15 protein-coding genes are annotated in these 16,353 nt (G+C 44.5%); 11 read left to right on the forward strand and 4 right to left on the reverse strand.

Annotated elements, in window-relative coordinates:
- The first annotated feature begins 40 nt into the window (after window positions 1–40).
- The 4 genes from pnp (at window position 41) to L4D05_RS01340 (ending at window position 5,170) form a co-directional block, all read left to right on the forward strand.
- The gene (pnp, locus tag L4D05_RS01325; protein WP_428792812.1) at window positions 41–2,173 is read left to right on the forward strand and encodes a polyribonucleotide nucleotidyltransferase; all 2,133 of its coding nucleotides are present in this window, start codon (window positions 41–43) and stop codon (window positions 2,171–2,173) included.
- 154 nt (window positions 2,174–2,327) lie between these two features.
- Window positions 2,328–3,266, forward strand: coding sequence for a lipoprotein NlpI (gene nlpI / locus L4D05_RS01330; RefSeq protein WP_265673719.1), 939 nt, complete (start codon window positions 2,328–2,330; stop codon window positions 3,264–3,266).
- A gap of 109 nt (window positions 3,267–3,375) precedes the next feature.
- The gene (locus L4D05_RS01335; RefSeq protein ID WP_428750436.1) at window positions 3,376–3,786 is read left to right on the forward strand and encodes a MarR family winged helix-turn-helix transcriptional regulator; all 411 of its coding nucleotides are present in this window, start codon (window positions 3,376–3,378) and stop codon (window positions 3,784–3,786) included.
- 46 nt (window positions 3,787–3,832) lie between these two features.
- A complete protein-coding gene (locus L4D05_RS01340; protein ID WP_428750437.1) occupies window positions 3,833–5,170 on the forward strand; it encodes an MATE family efflux transporter in 1,338 nt (445 codons plus the stop codon).
- Between the two features lie 107 nt (window positions 5,171–5,277).
- Here the strand turns inward: L4D05_RS01340 and L4D05_RS01345 are convergent, their stop codons facing one another.
- From L4D05_RS01345 to L4D05_RS01355, 3 genes are all read right to left on the reverse strand, one after another.
- Window positions 5,278–6,150 carry a U32 family peptidase gene (locus L4D05_RS01345; protein WP_428750438.1) on the reverse strand — a complete coding sequence of 291 codons (873 nt, stop codon included), beginning with the start codon at window positions 6,148–6,150 and terminating at the stop codon, window positions 5,278–5,280.
- 14 nt (window positions 6,151–6,164) lie between these two features.
- The gene (ubiU, locus tag L4D05_RS01350; RefSeq protein WP_428750439.1) at window positions 6,165–7,178 is read right to left on the reverse strand and encodes a ubiquinone anaerobic biosynthesis protein UbiU; all 1,014 of its coding nucleotides are present in this window, start codon (window positions 7,176–7,178) and stop codon (window positions 6,165–6,167) included.
- A 263-nt stretch (window positions 7,179–7,441) separates the two neighbouring features.
- Window positions 7,442–9,481, reverse strand: coding sequence for a sensor domain-containing protein (locus L4D05_RS01355; protein WP_428750440.1), 2,040 nt, complete (start codon window positions 9,479–9,481; stop codon window positions 7,442–7,444).
- Window positions 9,482–9,660: 179 nt separating this feature from the next.
- Between L4D05_RS01355 and ubiT the strand changes: the two genes are divergently transcribed.
- From ubiT to L4D05_RS01390, 7 genes are all read left to right on the forward strand, one after another.
- A complete protein-coding gene (gene ubiT, locus L4D05_RS01360; protein WP_428750441.1) occupies window positions 9,661–10,188 on the forward strand; it encodes a ubiquinone anaerobic biosynthesis accessory factor UbiT in 528 nt (175 codons plus the stop codon).
- Window positions 10,172–10,687 (forward strand): GNAT family N-acetyltransferase, encoded by a 516-nt coding sequence (locus tag L4D05_RS01365; protein WP_428750442.1) that lies wholly within the window; start codon window positions 10,172–10,174, stop codon window positions 10,685–10,687. Before ubiT ends, L4D05_RS01365 begins: the two co-directional genes overlap by 17 nt.
- A 227-nt stretch (window positions 10,688–10,914) precedes the next feature.
- On the forward strand, window positions 10,915–11,343 hold the full coding sequence (locus L4D05_RS01370) for a DNA polymerase III subunit psi (protein ID WP_428750443.1): 429 nt from the start codon (window positions 10,915–10,917) through the stop codon (window positions 11,341–11,343).
- A complete protein-coding gene (gene rimI / locus L4D05_RS01375; protein WP_428750444.1) occupies window positions 11,336–11,794 on the forward strand; it encodes a ribosomal protein S18-alanine N-acetyltransferase in 459 nt (152 codons plus the stop codon). The genes L4D05_RS01370 and rimI overlap by 8 nt, the downstream gene beginning before the upstream one ends.
- 204 nt (window positions 11,795–11,998) lie before the next feature.
- Window positions 11,999–12,799, forward strand: coding sequence for a hypothetical protein (locus tag L4D05_RS01380; protein WP_428750445.1), 801 nt, complete (start codon window positions 11,999–12,001; stop codon window positions 12,797–12,799).
- A 220-nt stretch (window positions 12,800–13,019) separates the two neighbouring features.
- Complete coding sequence (locus tag L4D05_RS01385; RefSeq protein ID WP_428792813.1) at window positions 13,020–13,787, forward strand: SDR family NAD(P)-dependent oxidoreductase; 768 nt, start codon at window positions 13,020–13,022, stop codon at window positions 13,785–13,787.
- Between the two features lie 15 nt (window positions 13,788–13,802).
- Entirely contained in the window at window positions 13,803–14,225 is a 423-nt protein-coding gene (locus tag L4D05_RS01390) for a YMGG-like glycine zipper-containing protein (protein WP_428792814.1), read from the forward strand.
- A 139-nt stretch (window positions 14,226–14,364) separates the two neighbouring features.
- On the opposite strand, the gene L4D05_RS01395 is transcribed toward L4D05_RS01390, so the two are convergent.
- Window positions 14,365–15,978 (reverse strand): transmembrane adenylate cyclase, encoded by a 1,614-nt coding sequence (locus L4D05_RS01395; RefSeq protein ID WP_428792815.1) that lies wholly within the window; start codon window positions 15,976–15,978, stop codon window positions 14,365–14,367.
- Window positions 15,979–16,353: the final 375 nt, after the last annotated feature.

Here is a 16,353-nt window from a genome sequence, read left to right on the forward strand (position 1 = left end):
AAACACTCAATCTAGTTGGTTCTAGATAAAAGGAAATACAATGTTCGAAAAACCAGTTGTTAAGTCGTTTCAATACGGCAACCACACTGTAACGCTAGAAACAGGCGTTATCGCTCGTCAAGCAACTGCTGCTGTAATGGCAACAATGGATGACACATCAGTATTCGTATCAGTTGTCGCTAAAAAAGAAGCGGTAGCGGGTCAAGACTTCTTCCCACTTACAGTTAACTACCAAGAGCGTACTTACGCTGCAGGTAAAATCCCAGGTGGTTTCTTTAAGCGTGAAGGCCGTCCTTCTGAAGCGGAAACGCTAACGGCTCGTCTTATCGACCGTCCAATCCGTCCACTATTCCCAAGTGCGTTTAAAAACGAAGTTCAGGTTATCGCAACGGTTGTTTCTATCAACCCAGACGTAAACCCTGACATGATCACAATGATTGGTACTTCTGCAGCACTTGCTATTGCTGGCGTTCCTTTCAATGGCCCTATCGGTGCGGCACGTGTTGGCCACATTGATGGTGAGCTTGTACTTAACCCTTCAAATGCTGAGCTTGAAAACTCTAAACTGGACCTAGTTGTGTCTGGTACAGAAGGCGCAGTACTAATGGTTGAATCTGAAGCAGATAACCTATCTGAAGAAGAAATGCTTTCTGCTGTAGTTTACGGTCACGATCAACAACAAGTTGTTATCAAAGCGATCAACGAATTTGCTGCTGAAGTTGCGACGCCTTCTTGGGATTGGACTGCACCTGAAGTAAACACTGAGCTAAAAGCAAAAGTGGCTGAGCTTGCTGAAACTCGTCTTTCAGATGCTTACCAAATCACAGAAAAAATGGCGCGTTACGAGCAAGTAGGCGCAATTAAGAATGACGTAGTTGCAACGCTTCTTGCTGAAAACGAAGAACTTGATGAGCGCGAAATTCGCGGCATGCTAGGTTCTCTAGAGAAAAACGTTGTACGTAGCCGCATTATTGCAGGTAACCCACGTATTGATGGTCGTGAAAAAGACATGGTTCGTGCACTTGATGTACGTACTGGTGTACTTCCACGTACTCACGGTTCTTCTCTATTCACTCGTGGTGAGACTCAAGCACTTGTTACTGCAACGCTTGGTACACAGCGTGATGCACAAATCATCGATAGCCTAATGGGTGAGAAGAAAGACAACTTCCTTCTACACTACAACTTCCCTCCATACTGTGTAGGTGAGACTGGCTTTGTTGGTTCTCCTAAGCGTCGTGAAATTGGTCACGGTAAACTGGCGAAGCGTGGTATTGCAGCAGTGATGCCTTCAGTAGAAGAATTCCCATACACAGTACGTGTTGTATCGGAAATCACAGAATCTAACGGTTCTTCTTCAATGGCTTCTGTATGTGGTACTTCTCTAGCACTTATGGATGCTGGTGTACCAATTAAAGCGTCTGTTGCGGGTATCGCAATGGGTCTAGTGAAAGAAGGCGACGACTTTGTTGTTCTTTCTGACATTCTTGGCGACGAAGATCACCTAGGCGACATGGACTTTAAAGTAGCAGGTACTAACGATGGTATCACTGCACTTCAAATGGACATCAAGATCGAAGGTATCACTAAAGAAATCATGCAAATTGCACTTAACCAAGCGCAAGGTGCACGTAAGCACATCCTAACAGTTATGGATGAAGCGATTTCTGGTGCTCGTGAAGATATCTCTGAGTTTGCTCCTCGTATTCACACGATGAAAATCAGCTCTGAGAAGATCAAAGACGTTATCGGTAAAGGTGGCGCTGTTATCCGTGCTCTTACGGAAGAAACTGGCACTACAATCGAAATCGAAGACGACGGTACTATCAAGATTGCAGCAACTGAAGGTGCTGCTGCGAAAGAAGCGATTCGTCGTATCGAAGAAATTACTGCTGAAGTAGAAGTGGGTCGTATCTACGCTGGTAAAGTTGCACGTCTTGCTGACTTCGGTGCATTCGTGACAATCCTTCCTGGTAAAGATGGTCTAGTACACATCTCTCAAATCGCTAACGAGCGTGTTGAGAAAGTGACGGACTACCTAAAAGAAGGTCAAGAAGTTCAAGTTAAAGTACTTGAAATCGACCGCCAAGGCCGTGTACGTCTAAGCATGAAGGAAGCGCTAGAAACTCCAGCTGCTCCTGAAGCTGGCAATGCGGCGCCTAGCGCAGAATAATTTGCGTAATTCGCACATTATGTGAGAAAGCGTGTTATAAAGAGGGGTCAGTGACCCCTCTTTTTTATGCGCGAAGGAAAATACCTGCTAAGACTTAATGATCAATGATTTAAATTGATTGTCTTATTGCATCAGGTTCAAGGAGATATTTATAGTGAAGTGGTTTCGAATTTTAGGATTAGGTTTAGTTGTTGCCGTGACAGGTTGTGCCTCTAATTCATCGAAAGATGACTTACAGTGGTTAAACCCGCCAATGGCCGTTCCTTTACAAGCCAATGTTCAGTATGAAGTGCAAGTGGCCCGATTAACTCAGCTCCTACAGCGCAGTGATCTCGAGAATGATGTACGTGCAAAAATGCACTTTGAGCGAGGTTCATACTACAACAGCTTGGGTTTACGCGATCTTGCTCAGCTCGATTTTAATCAATCCCTGCAGTTAAACCCAGCACAGTCAGTGGTGTTTAACCAAGTTGGTCAGTACTTTACTCAAATTGGTGATTTCGACTCCGCCTATGAAGCATTTGATTCAAGCTTAGAGTTAGATGCGGCAAACTCTTACGCATTACGTAACCGTTCTATTGCATTATATTATGGAGACCGTTTTCCTTTAGCGATTGAAGGAATGACGTCATATTATAATGAAGCGCCATCTGATCCTTATCGTGCGCTTTGGCTGTATATCATTTCCCGTGAAGTAGGGCCGATGGATGCGGGAATTGCCTTAGAAAAGCGCTATCAGAGTGCCAATAACGAGTGGGGTTGGATCCTTGTTGCATTGATGCTAGATAAAGTGACGGAGGAGCAAGCCTTTAAAGCCGTACTAGCAAGCAGCAGAGATAACAATGTACTTGCTGAACGATTGACTGAAGTGTATTTCTATTTAGCCAAGCGTCATCAAATCGATGGAGATTACCCAGCAGCAGTATCTTTGTATAAATTGGCGATAGCTCAAAATGTTTATGATTACGCGGAACACAAGTATGCGTTTTTGGAGTTAACGAAAATATTTGAGATTGCTAGAGCGCAACAGGTTGAAAAAGAAAAACAAAAGCTGGCTGAAGAGGCGAAACTTCAGTCTGACAGTGCCGAGTAGTTTTCTTTTTATACTAAAAACCAGCCTATATGGCTGGTTTTTTTGTATCTTGAGATTTTATTTCAATTCATTTAAACTAGTTAGCCTGGCTAATTAATGGGTCGTATGAATGTCTATTGAAGCAAGTATAGAGAAACTAGAGCGGTTAACATCACGAGTATGGCGAACCAATAGTAAAGAAGATCCATTAGGTCATCTAAGTTTCAATGAATATGACTACCTGAAAGCAATCCAGAGTTCGGCTGAACCCATTCGTTTAACTGACTTAGCCAATGAACTTGATGTGTCTAAGCCTTCTGCCACCAATATGGTGAAACGCTTGGAACGGAAAGGCTTAGTTGAACGGATTGCGTGCTTGGAAGATGCTCGCTCGAAGCGAGTACGGCTGACGGAGAAGTCGCGAGTACCACTAAGTAGTGAAGCTCATATTTATGCCATAGTCGCGACTAAGCTAAGGACGAAGTTAGATGATTCAGAGTCGGATCAACTAAATCAATTATTAAGCAAAGCGCTATCTTAAAATTTGTCTATTTAGTTAGCTTGAATAACTAAAGTGAGAGTGAAAAATGCAACAATCTATTTATCGCCAGTTTTGGCGTTATGCTATCCCAACGATTGCAGCCATGCTGGTCAATGGCCTTTATCAGGTAGTCGATGGTATTTTTATCGGGCAGTACATGGGCAGCGAGGGATTAGCTGGAATTAATGTTGTGTGGCCAGTGATCAGTGTGATCTTAGGTATTGGCATGATGATTGGTGTTGGTGCGGGGGCGCTGTCATCAATAAAACAAGGTGAAGGAAATATCGAGTCGGCTAAGAAAACATTGGCGACGGGCTTGATGTTACTGCTTGGTTTAGGACCTGTGGTTGCAGTGGTACTTTGGAATTTCTCTGATTACGCGCTGCAAATTCAAGGTGCGCAGGGACGTATGTTGGAGCTTGGCATCCAGTATTTGGATGTACTAATCATTGGTAGTGTCTTTTCGTTGGGATCGATTGCGGTTCCTTTCTTACTACGTAATGACGACAGTCCAAACATTGCCACGTTGCTCATGATTCTCGGTGCCGTGATTAATATTGCTCTAGACTATTTGTTCATTGCGGTTCTAGCGTGGGAGCTCACTGGCGCTGCTTTAGCCACTGCGATTGCTCAGGCAGTAGTGACTATTCTAGGCGTGGCTTACTTTTTCTCTAGCCGTGCCAATATGCGTTTAACGCTGAAAGACTTTAAGTTTCAATATAGCGTTGTTCCACCAATGCTCTCCATTGGTCTCGCCAGCTTTTTTATGTTCGCATATAGCTCATTTATGATAGCGATACATAATAAGTTATTTGCTGATTATGGCTCGGTAGTTCTGATAGGAGCGTATGCAATTCTTGGCTATATCATTACCTTTTACTACTTAATTGTGGAAGGTATAGCAAACGCGATGCAACCATTACTTAGCTACAATTTTGGCGCTGGTCGTAAAGACAATATGCGTAAATTATTTAAAGTGGCGATGATAAGTGCTGTCGCAGGTGGGGTGGCGTTTGTCACGCTGCTGAATCTGTATCCTCTTGAAGTCGTCTCTATTTTTAACTCCGGGGATACAGAGTTAGTCGACAACACGGTTCTAGGGATTCGATTGCATTTGTTTTCTATGTTTCTAGATGGCTTCTTAGTTGTCGCTGCCGCGTATTATCAGGCTATCAACAAGAGTAAAAAAGCGCTATTTGTCACCTTAGGTAACATGTTAGTACAACTGCCGTTTCTTTATGTGCTGCCTAAGATTTGGGGTGTGACGGGTATATGGATTGCTTATCCAATTTCTAATGTGGCGCTGGCTATCGTCGTTGTGTATATGATGTGGCAGGATGTAAAGCTGTTGCGTGAAGACCATGCAACCCCAGTAATGGCGTAACGTTAGGTATAAACACACATAAAAGTGAGCTATATGTTCTGCCTAGGTAGGCATCAAGCTTAAGGTAATATGATGCGCTTGTGATTAGGACAAGCGCATCATGCGGTTTATTGGACGTTAAGTCCTGCAATCTGGTGCCAGTAGCCATTACATTGACGATCTAAGTGGCTTGCTGGATTACTGCCATTCTCATTAGCTCGGAAGCGTTCAACTTCTGAAAACGTATCCAAGCCAATGGGACTAAGACGAACTACGTCGACCAACCCCTTCATAGACTGAAGGTCGTTGATAAGGTTGTACTCGTAGCCCGATTGCGTTTGAATGCCGTTAAGGTTAAAGACAGATTGACCTTCTTGGCTCTCTACTTGTAGCCCCGTCGGGTATTTTATACAGCAGGTTTCGCAATCATCTTTGGCGCGATTCTCAGCTCTCGCCGTAAAACAGCGTGCTGAATAAGCCAAAGGAATATAACCATGGCTAAATACTTCGACTTCAAATTGATTACGAATACCAATGTCATCGGCCTGATTTAAGGTATTCACCAACCATTCGCGAGACAATTCAACCGGCATGCACCAGCGTGTCATACCTTGCTCTACAAAAAGCTTGAGGGTACGAGCGTTGTAGGTATTCACCGCCGGGCCGACAACAAACGGCACTTTATTTTGGCTGGCAAGCTGAATAGCCGATACATCATTAGCTTCAATCGCAAAGTCACCGTTGTCGATGTACTTCTTCATGATGTTGACTTCACTGGGTGCTTCCAACAGTGCCATGGTGGATATCACGACTTGCTTACCCGATTGAGACAGTGACTTAGCCATATCAAGCCAGTGTGCAGCCTTCATTTCTCGGCGTTTTGAACAGACGGTTTCCCCAAGATAAATGATATCGGCTGAACTGGATTTTGCTTGTTCATAAAAGCTTTCTACATCTTGTTTTGGCCAGAAATAGAGTAGTGGCCCGAGTGCATATTTCATCAATTAACCTCTGATTATTGCCACTTGCGATGGTACGCGCCGAGAGTGGTTTGTGTCCCTTCTGAGACATTGGCTAGGGCTTGATCCCAAGCTTGTTTGACTTGGTACTGCTGTGGATCGCGTTGATAAAGATCGATGGCTTCGCGCCACGTTCTAGTGACTTGTTCCACATAAGCAGGACTACGTTGTCGGCCTTCAATTTTCACTGAAGACACATTGGCAGCAAAGAGATCGGGAAGCATCGATAATGTGTTTAAGCTGGTCGGCTCTTCAAGTGCATGATAACGCTTTCTCTCACCATCGATATTGGCCTCAAATCGACCCTTACATAAGGTTGGGTAGCCAGCGTTTTCGCCTGCGGCATAGCGATCAATGAGTATATCGTTTAAACGAGACTCTAAGCCCGTCTCGGTTTCTTGCCAACGAACATATTTTGCTGGAGAGCATGCCCCAACCGTATTTGGCGATTCACCCGTTAAGTATGAAGATAAGTAGCATCGGCCTTCAGCCATGATGCATAAACTGCCAAATGCGAACACTTCAAGCTCTACATCTGAAGTGATGTTTCTCGACAGCTGTTTAACTTGGTGGATAGATAGCACGCGTGGCAATACCACTCGTTTAACATTGAAGTTTTGGTGATAAAAGTCGACAGCCGCCGTATTGGTTGCTGACGCTTGAACTGATAGGTGCAGCTCTAAATCAGGGTACTTGGTAGCGGCGTAATCGAGCACCGCAATATCCGCAACGATCAGGGCATCGACGCCAAGTTCAGCCGCTTGATCGACGGCATTAGTCCAACGCTCAAACCCATCAGGGTGGGCAAACGTGTTTAATGCGATGTGGATTTTTTTATTGCGATCATGAACATATTGCACCGCGCGTTCTAGTTTTTTTCCGGTGAAGTTTAATCCTGCAAAGTGGCGAGCGTTCGTGTCATCTTTAAATCCAATGTACACCGCGTCTGCGCCGCAATCTATTGCCGTTTTAAGCGCAGGTAGGTTACCTGCTGGGCATAAGAGTTCCATAAGCTCAATACCAGTTTATCCTATATAGGCGGGCATTTTATGAAGAAAGATGAACGGCCAATTTGATGTGAGGCAGGTTTACATTAATAAACATGCAATTAACACCAAAGAGGTAAACTCACAGGGCAAATAACAATAGATTGAGCACAATGGGGTGAGGCTTGGTGATTAAAGCCGCGAAATAAGGTGAGCAATGCATTCGCCACAGCATTTGAGTTTGACAGTACTAGTGCTCACCGACTTGGCACTAGTACAATGATGGTTTAATTACGATGACGTCGATTTTGAGCAAACAGGGCTTCGACTTCATGTTTAGGTTGCGGTCGGTGGAAGTGGAACCCTTGGATAGAGTGGCAATTAAGATTAGAGAGCAACGTCGCTTGATGGCGAGTTTCTACCCCTTCCGCCACAACGGATAGGTTTAATGACTTACCGAGGTTAATGATGTTCTCAATCACGGTAAGTTGCTTGGGCAGCGTATCAATATCCATAATGAACGCTCGGTCTATTTTGAGTTCATCAATAGGGAAGTGGGCAAGATAAGAAAGCGAGGAGTAGCCCGTGCCAAAGTCATCAATTGACAAGGCAAACCCTAAACGCTTGATTGCATCAAGCATCTGCAAGGTATGTTCACTGTTGCTCATTACGGCGCTTTCTGTCAGCTCAAAGGTAATGCAGCTTGGATCGAGCCCTGTGGTATGCAGCAGCCTTTCCATGTAGTCAATGAGCTTAGGATTGCCAAATTGCTCTGGCGATAAGTTAATCGCAACTCGACCCGGCAAGATTCCCTGTAGCTTCCAGCGTTTTACTGTATTGAAAACATCGCGCATGACCACGCGACCAAGATGCTCAATAAGACCCGCTTGTTCGGCTACCGGGATAAAAGAGGCGGGGCTAATATAGCCTTCGACAGGATGCTTCCAACGAACCAACGCCTCGGCACCATTGATACTAAAATCACGGGCATTAACTTTTGGTTGATACCAGACCTCTAACCCGTTTTGCGCTAAAGCTTTTTGCAGCTCGATCTCTAGCCAAAGTCGCATGCGTGCTTCTTTGTTCATTTGATCGTTGAATTTAATCAATCTATTTCGACCGCGAGCTTTCGCTTCATACATGGCGGTATCGGCATTTTGCAGCAAGATTCGCGGGTCATGCCCATCATTGGGGTATGTGACGCTGCCAATGGAACAGGCTAGCCGTTTACTAAAGTGGTGTAAGTCAAAAGGTTGGTTAATGAGTTCAATGATTTTTTCTGCGAGCATATCCGCGGCACTACTGCCTTCGGGCTCTGGTAAAATTATGCCAAATTCATCGCCGCCAAGGTGAGCCAGAACGGTTTTTTGAGGAAGGTGGCGCTTTAGCCTTGTCGATACCTCTTGAATCACTCGGTCACCAATATGATGCCCCAATGAGTCGTTAATGTTCTTAAAGTTGTCCAGATCAAGATAGAGCATGATCAATGGCGTTTTCTTTTCGATAAAGTGATCGAGGCAGCGAGTAAAACCAAGTCGATTGTAGAGCTTGGTCAGCGCATCAATATTGACATCTTCATGGCTATCTTTCGAAACGGGTTTTGGCTTTTCATCCATGTCTTGGATGAGGATCAGATGCGCACAGTTACCAAAGAGATTCGCGTCATCCACATGCAATACCAAACGGCGTTGCGTACCACAGTAATCGCTCGTTCTGAAATGAAGTGGCTTACTATCAATCGTCGAATTTAGATTTAAACTGACGGGTGCTTTGCTGTGTTCGTCGACCAGGAGTCGACTAAGGGGTTCGCTTAATAAATCGGTTGGAGAAGAATAGCCAAACAAGCGCGCCGCTGCAGGGTTAGCTGATAAGATGCAATCATCTTCAACTAGCAACAGTCCATCGGGGATCAGTCGCGATAGCTTGAGAAATTTGCTTTCAGATTCTTCTAGTGAGCGTGTGAGTATCTGTTTTTCTGAGGTATCAATGGCGTGGAATACGATATTTTCGATGACACCATCGACAGAAATAGGTGAAACGCTAAAATGCAGACTCGACTCTACATCAGATTCATCGAGGGTAACCTCTGCTTCGATGGACTCACCAGATAATGCACGATCGTAATAAGGCTTAAGTTGGCAATAAAACCGCTCCCCTAGAATTTGTTGATCGTTCATGCCGACCAGATCACTATGGGTCAGTCCTGCAACATCACAATACCGATCATTGACCATACAGTATTGGTGTTCGTCATCCAAAATAGCAAAAAAGAAAGGGCTATTGGACGTGAGCTTGGCGAAGTATTCCTTTAACGATTTGGATGACATCAATGTACTACCAGTTCTCCGAAGAGCTTATATATCAGTAACCCCCACACTATAACCGTGATTAATCAGTTAGAAAAGGGGAGAGTCCAAAGCTAGAAATATTTGACACATAACAGGATTTTTTTTGTTCGAATATCGTATTATGAGGCAATTGAAGCATAAATTAACGGAAAAACCGCGTGTTAGACAAGATTCGAAGTCAACTAGTTAAAAACGCAGCACAAATTTTGCGATCTCCAGTCCATTTTTTGCCAACGAAGTTTCAAAATATGGCATTGTCTGAAGCACTAAAAACCGTTTTTAAAGAATCACTTGAAGATGGTGACTTTGAATTTCTTGAAGGAAAGTGGTTAAAAGTTCATATTCGTGATCTAAACCTCAGTTGGTATATTTCCTACGAGAATGAAAAGTTGCTTGTTGCAGAGCAACCTCAGGCTGAGGATGTGAGTTTTAGTGGCAACCTAAATGATTTAGTTCTTATCGCAGGCAGAAAAGAAGACCCGGATACATTATTTTTCCAACGTCGACTCAGTATCGAAGGGGATACGGAGTTAGGGCTTGAAGTGAAAAATTTGATGGATAGCGTCGATCTTGATGCGTTACCTAAAGCGATGCTAAGCGCATTGAACCATCTGGCCGATTTTGTTTACAAAGGCACACAATCACCAGCCAACCGTAGTGAGGTGTCCCATGCTTATTCGAACTGAAGCACCATCTGATATTTTGACTATTGATCGGTTGCTAAAATCTGTCTTTGAAAGTGAAGCAGAAGCTAACTTAGTGATGTCTCTAAGAGAGAACAGTAAGTTAACGCTTTCATTAGTGGCGTGTACCGATGAGGGTGAAGTAGTCGGCCATGTCTTGTTTACGCCAGTCACGGTAGATGGTGAAGACTATGCTTGGCAAGGGTTAGCACCATTAGCAGTGAGTGAGGGTTATCAAGGTCAAGGAATTGCAAGAGCGCTGCTAAAAGAAGCTTTTGAAACGTTGCCTGAACTAGGCTACCCCGCCTGTGTGGTACTCGGCGATCCAGATTTCTATGGGAAATTTGGTTTTCAATCAGCAGCGGTATACGATTTAGAATGCCAGTGGGAAGTACCAGAAGGCGCATTTCAAGCCCGTTCATTGACAGAAGCGTCGCTTAAGGATCTTTTCCCAGCTGGTAAAGGTCTGGTGGAATACTGCTCAGAGTTTAACGAGTTATAATTTGCCGCTGGTTAAGATTACTATCTTTATGTTGGATTGAGTTAATCTAGATTAGATCTGACGAGTGTTGCCATTAAGTGAAATACGCGAGTCATCACAGTTAGGTGAGTCGCGTATTTACGTTTGGTGATTGTTAGCAGCTTTGCTAAACTTCGTTCCTTCCTTTTGCATCGCCCGATGACAGACTAAGTTGTGTATACGGTGGCGTCAGATAATGGTATGACATCATGCTAAGAGATAACGTAAAGCTGCAATTGATGGGTATCCAAAGTTGGGCACTTGCTCACCCGGAACGGCTCACGATTTTACCCGAGCAAAAGCTGAGCTTGCCAGAAGGTTGTGAGTTGCTGTTTATTTCTCCCATTCAGCCTAAAAATGAAACGGCGCTGTTTTACCAGAAAATCCTTAAAGCAATGAAGCTTGAGGTAGTGAACACGCAGCATATATATCCTGAACAACTGATCTATTTAGACACGTCATCGTTGCCTAAGTGGTTATGGTTTTCCGGTGCAGAGCACGAAAAAGAATGTTATCAGCAATTGCTAGCACAACGTTCAATTCAATGTAATCAATTGGTCTCTCCTTTACTATCGAGTATTGATGGCAATGACGCAGAGAGACGAGCCCTTTGGAATCAGATCCGTTCTTATGCGTAATTTAGAATTTGCTCCGCTTGCTCAAGAGCATGTAGCGGCGGTACTCGCTATTGAGTTACAAGCGCACTCTCATCCATGGAAAGTGTCCATGATTGAAGAAATAAACGGGCGAGGCGCGCAAAATAGCGTCATGCTGGTTGATGGACAAGTCGTCGGCTACTTTTATGCCCAAAATATTGTCGGTGAAGTATCGTTACTGAATATCGCTATCGGTCCAAATCACCAACGTAAAGGCTATGGCCGCGCGTTATTAGGGCATTTTCTCGACCAATGCCAGAGTTGCGAAGCGGAAAGTGCATGGCTTGAAGTCAGAGAAAGCAATCTATCAGCGATAAAACTGTATTTAGATGAAGGCTTTAATGAAGTCGATCGTCGCAAGGATTATTACCCAACAGAAGCGGGCCGTGAAGATGGTATCATCATGAGCTATTACTTCATGTTTGGTATGTAATTAGTTTGTAAGCCGAGCAGGGGCGTTACTGTGCTCGGTGTTTATTTTATCCCTCCCTTATGACGCTGTGCCAACCATGTTAATCCTAGATTGATAGAGTGCCATATTGCCGAAGGTTCCAATAGGTTACATTACCCTGAGTTACTTCGATTTTTCTACTTAGTCTTCATACTCCCCATTAGTTATTGACAATAATGGGAACAAATGATGAAGCGATTTTCAATTCTCTCTCTGAGTGTATTAAGTACCCTTACCTTCTCGGCCCATGCCCAAGAAGAGCAAAGCAACGATCCTGCTGATGTGACTCGCCCGCAAACCTATTTGAAAGTAGATTCTGGTGCCAAGGGCAAAGATGGTTTAACTCGCCTGCAGCTAAATATGGCTGGATCTTATACTGAAGAGATCGGTTTTCTTGCGCAGTTAGAGGGTGATTTTCAAACCAACGTTGACGCTGATAAAAAGAATGGCAAGTCTTCGGACTTCGGTATGTCTCGTGTCCGTGCTCGTTATTTCCAAGTCCATGCGACGGGTTTTGAGTTGTTACCTGAGATTGGTTTCTCGCTAGACTATATCGATTATGCTAGCAACTGGGTAGCGAAAGATGCTGGTGTCAACAATACCGTTGCCGTGGGTGCCGTTGCTAAAGTCATCACCCCATTTGAATCTTGGGTTTCTTATCCTAACGTAGCGGTTATGCGTAACTCGTACGACAACGGCAAGTCTGGCGACGGCTGGCAAGCTAACTGGTTTAACTCTTTTTATCTGACAGATAAAGGGTCGTACATTACGGTTAACCCTCAGTACGCTAATTACCAAAACTCCTTTGGTCAAAATGAACAGTCACTGGAAATGATGATGGAAGGCGGTGTCCCGTTGTCATCAGATGGCAGTGTTTGGGGTAACTTGACCTATTCTGAACATTTCTTTAAAGCGGGTGGCGAATCTCGCATGAAGCACTTAGATGGTAACCGTGAAGTTCGCATCGGTGCGACGTGGTTCTTTTAAGCGCGCTAAATAATGACTTAATGATGAGTACTCCGTAACGGCCCCGTTGCTGGATGTTCTCTCGTCTAAATAGGGCATGGAAGCCTTATATTCCCTTCTGTATCGCTTCTCCGATTTTATTCTGTGTTACTGGATCGATCCAAGTTTGTAACTGCGATTTAGCATTTTACTTAGGTACTATTTAATTTGACTGACTACACGCTCACGAGAGGAAGTATCTATGGCAATGCCATTTCACTTGGAAGATAGAATAATTGTCATCATCGGTGGTACATCAGGCATTGGTGAGGCGACAGCAAAACGATTGCATGCCGCGGGAGCGCGTTTGGTCATTGCTGGATTGGATGCGGTAGCGTCTAAAGTTGAAGGTCTAGAGGCGTTATATATCGATGTTGATGTCACTGATGAGCTTTCTCTTAGTGAATTAATGGCGATTACCTTTGAGCGCTTTGGGCGCATTGATGTGTTGGTAAACTGTGCTGGTTCTACTAATGGCTATAGCACGATCATGGAATCTAAAAAGACCGAATACGACGCGAATTATTCAGTGAATGCTTTAGGTACCGCACTAGCCATTAAACATGCCGTGCCCTATATGCCTTTGCATTCCAGCATTATTAACGTTGCCTCAGTAGCGGGGACATCGGGTGTTCCCTACTTAGGCGCACTTGCAGGCTCTAAGTGGGCTGTTTTGGGGATCACCAAAACGGCGGCATTGGAATTAGGCAGCAAACAAATACGTGTCAATGCGGTGTGCCCAACTTCCGTGGATACGCCAAGAGCGCACGCAGCAGGCGGTGAGCCTCAGTTGCGAATGGAGCAACGAGCCGTGCCGCTTGGTCGTATAGGTCAGCCAGAAGAGGTGGCAGCTGTTGTCCACTTTCTTGCGTCACAAGATAGTAGTTTTGTTAATGGTCAAGCTGTAGGTGTAGATGGTGGGTTTAGTGCTGGAATGAGTATTGAAGCCTATAACCAGCTCGCCCAATAATAGGAATAAGATGTAATGAAAGAAAAATTGAATATTATCATGCTGTGTGCAGTATTACTCTCGCTGCTTAGCGCGCCAAGTTTTGCGTATTACTGCGATCAAACTGCCGAGGGTGCGATAGTAGGTGCCGTTGATGGTGCAATAACAGGCGCGGTTGTCGGCGGCATTGTTGATGGCTCTCAAGGGGCGAAGGCTGGTGCTATTATTGGTGGCGGTGCGGGCGCGGTGGGTGGCGCTGTTGATGGCGCTTACTATGAAGGCGCTTGTGAAGTGGCGACAGACGTTATTGTTGAAGATGAAATAATAGCGGAAGAGTATATTGCCGAAGAGTACATAGAAGAAGAGATCATTGAAGAAGAAATCATCGAGGAAGAATACCTAGAAGAAGAGTATTTGGATGACGAGTATGATGACTACGATGATGCACTTTACGATTAAATAGCGGTCACCTCTCTGTGAGCGCGCTAAATGTAAGCTCTCAATATGAGTGAGTTGATCCCATGTATAAAAAAGAGAGCGTCTGCTCTCTTTTTTATTTGGCTGCTGTGCTGTTAGTACATAGTGTAAACCGATGATGCTACAGTCGAGCTAGCGACGTTAATAGCTTATTTTTAATCTCAGGGCTGGCTATAAAGGCGCCTAAATAACGAGCTTCGTTATCTTCAAAGTCGGGGCGAAGTTGTAGCATTTCTTTATAGCTGGCCTGAGCCTGCTTAAATTCACCTTTTTGTACGTGAATAATCGCTTTAAGCATAGGTACCCAAAACAGGCGCCTAAGTGAAAGCTTGCTCACGGACTTTTCCGCATCATCATAGTTATCTTGCATGATCTGATGAATAACCGTTGCAATTGAAAACCATGGTGGTCTAAACGGGTTGAGCGCCTTTGAATCGGCAATGAGTCTAAGTCCACGTTCAAACTCACCCGCCATACATAACGCCCACCCACATAAGCCAATTTGGTAAGCGGCATTCGGGTTAATGGCTAAGACTTTATCGACAGTTTCGATGATTCCGTTGATATCTTCTTTAACTTGATGTGCCATCAGCATAGCGATCTGTGATTCTTGGTTTGTTGGTTCGAGCTCTACAGCGCGCTTGGCGTAGCTAAGTCCAGTCTCCACGGCGTTCTCTACTTTCCCCATACCTAGCATCTCGGCATCGAAATAGAGGACAGCAAGCATAGCGTGCAGCAAGGCGATATAAGGCTCGCGTTCTACGGCGCTCAGCAAGGCTTGCGTGGCCTGCTGATGGGTGTCTTCCGATAGCGTCATTAAGTAGTGACGGTAACGAAGTGTTGCTTCGTAAGTAGAGAGGTGTTCGATTTTTTTCTGATTGCAACTTTGATAAATTTCACGGTGAATAATACCAAAGCTTGAGGCTAGCTCTGCCACGACTTCAGCAATGATTTCATCCTGAACGGCAAATAAGTCGTCAGTAGTGAGATCGCAAGTGTACTTTTCTGCCCACACTTGCTCGCCGCTATCGGTGCGGTAGAGCTTAGCATAGATGCGAATTTTGTTACCGAGTGTTTGCATTGTCCCTGATGTAATAAAAGAGACCCCCAGTTCTTCGCCTAAGCCTTTTACATCGGCAGAGGTTCTGGGATCAATACTGGTGTCGCCAAGAGCATGCATCGATACGACTTTTAACATATCAAAGCGGGCAAGTTCAGTTGCAAGCTCTTCGCCAAAACCCTCTGCGAAAAAACGTTTTTCGGCGTCGTCTGATAGCGATAGGAAAGGCAATACGGTAATCGTTGGGCTAAGTGTACGTTGATTATCTCTGGCCATTTGAGCCAATGTCGCCGTTTGTCTTACGGCCTGAGGTGTTTGCGGCGTAAATACTGGGCTATAGCGACCTTTGGGGATAGCAAGGAAAAGTGGATCGTTTACCCCTTCGGTAAGGTAATAAGTCTCTAGCGTGCGTCGTACGCGACCAGCCTGAATACGAACAATCGGGTCGGCCTGATGGTCAAACTCCGCATCACGGTCAAAAACTTCAGTGGCAATAGTAAATTGCTTTAGACGATCGCCATTGCCAGCCAAGGTTTGCTCCACGACAAAAGTCAGTAGTTCTTTCATTTTTGGGCTTTGATCAAACGCCTTGCTGGAAAGAATTCGATTTAGCTGTTCTTTCACTCGGGTTTGATTTTCTTCAATGCGAATATCTAGTGGAGCTTGTTCTGACACAGTATCGACTCTCTTCTTTTATGAGCTGCCTATTTTGCCACTATAAGACAGCTAAAAATAGTAATGAGTTCACTGTTTTGCTAGGTAAAGCACGCTTTAATGTAACGAAAATTCTAATGGGTTGAGAGGTAGATCGCTTAAGCAAATCTATGGTTAATGGTAGCAGCTATTTGAAAAGCTGCTCTAAATGACGATCGCTAAGCGTAAACAAACTCGCTGAAAGTCAGATTAATGTTCTATTGTGGAGTGAATACTGGTACGTACAAATCGAATAGTCCTGTATGTTCGGTCGTATGGAGAATGATGAGTGTTTGCAAATAATCACTAATGCGTTGCCAAAGTTAACATTATTAGGTCACAATTGATCATTAAGGC

Origin of the sequence: Vibrio nomapromontoriensis (genome assembly GCF_050337205.1) — a bacterium.
GTDB classification, from domain to species: Bacteria; Pseudomonadota; Gammaproteobacteria; order Enterobacterales; family Vibrionaceae; genus Vibrio; species Vibrio nomapromontoriensis.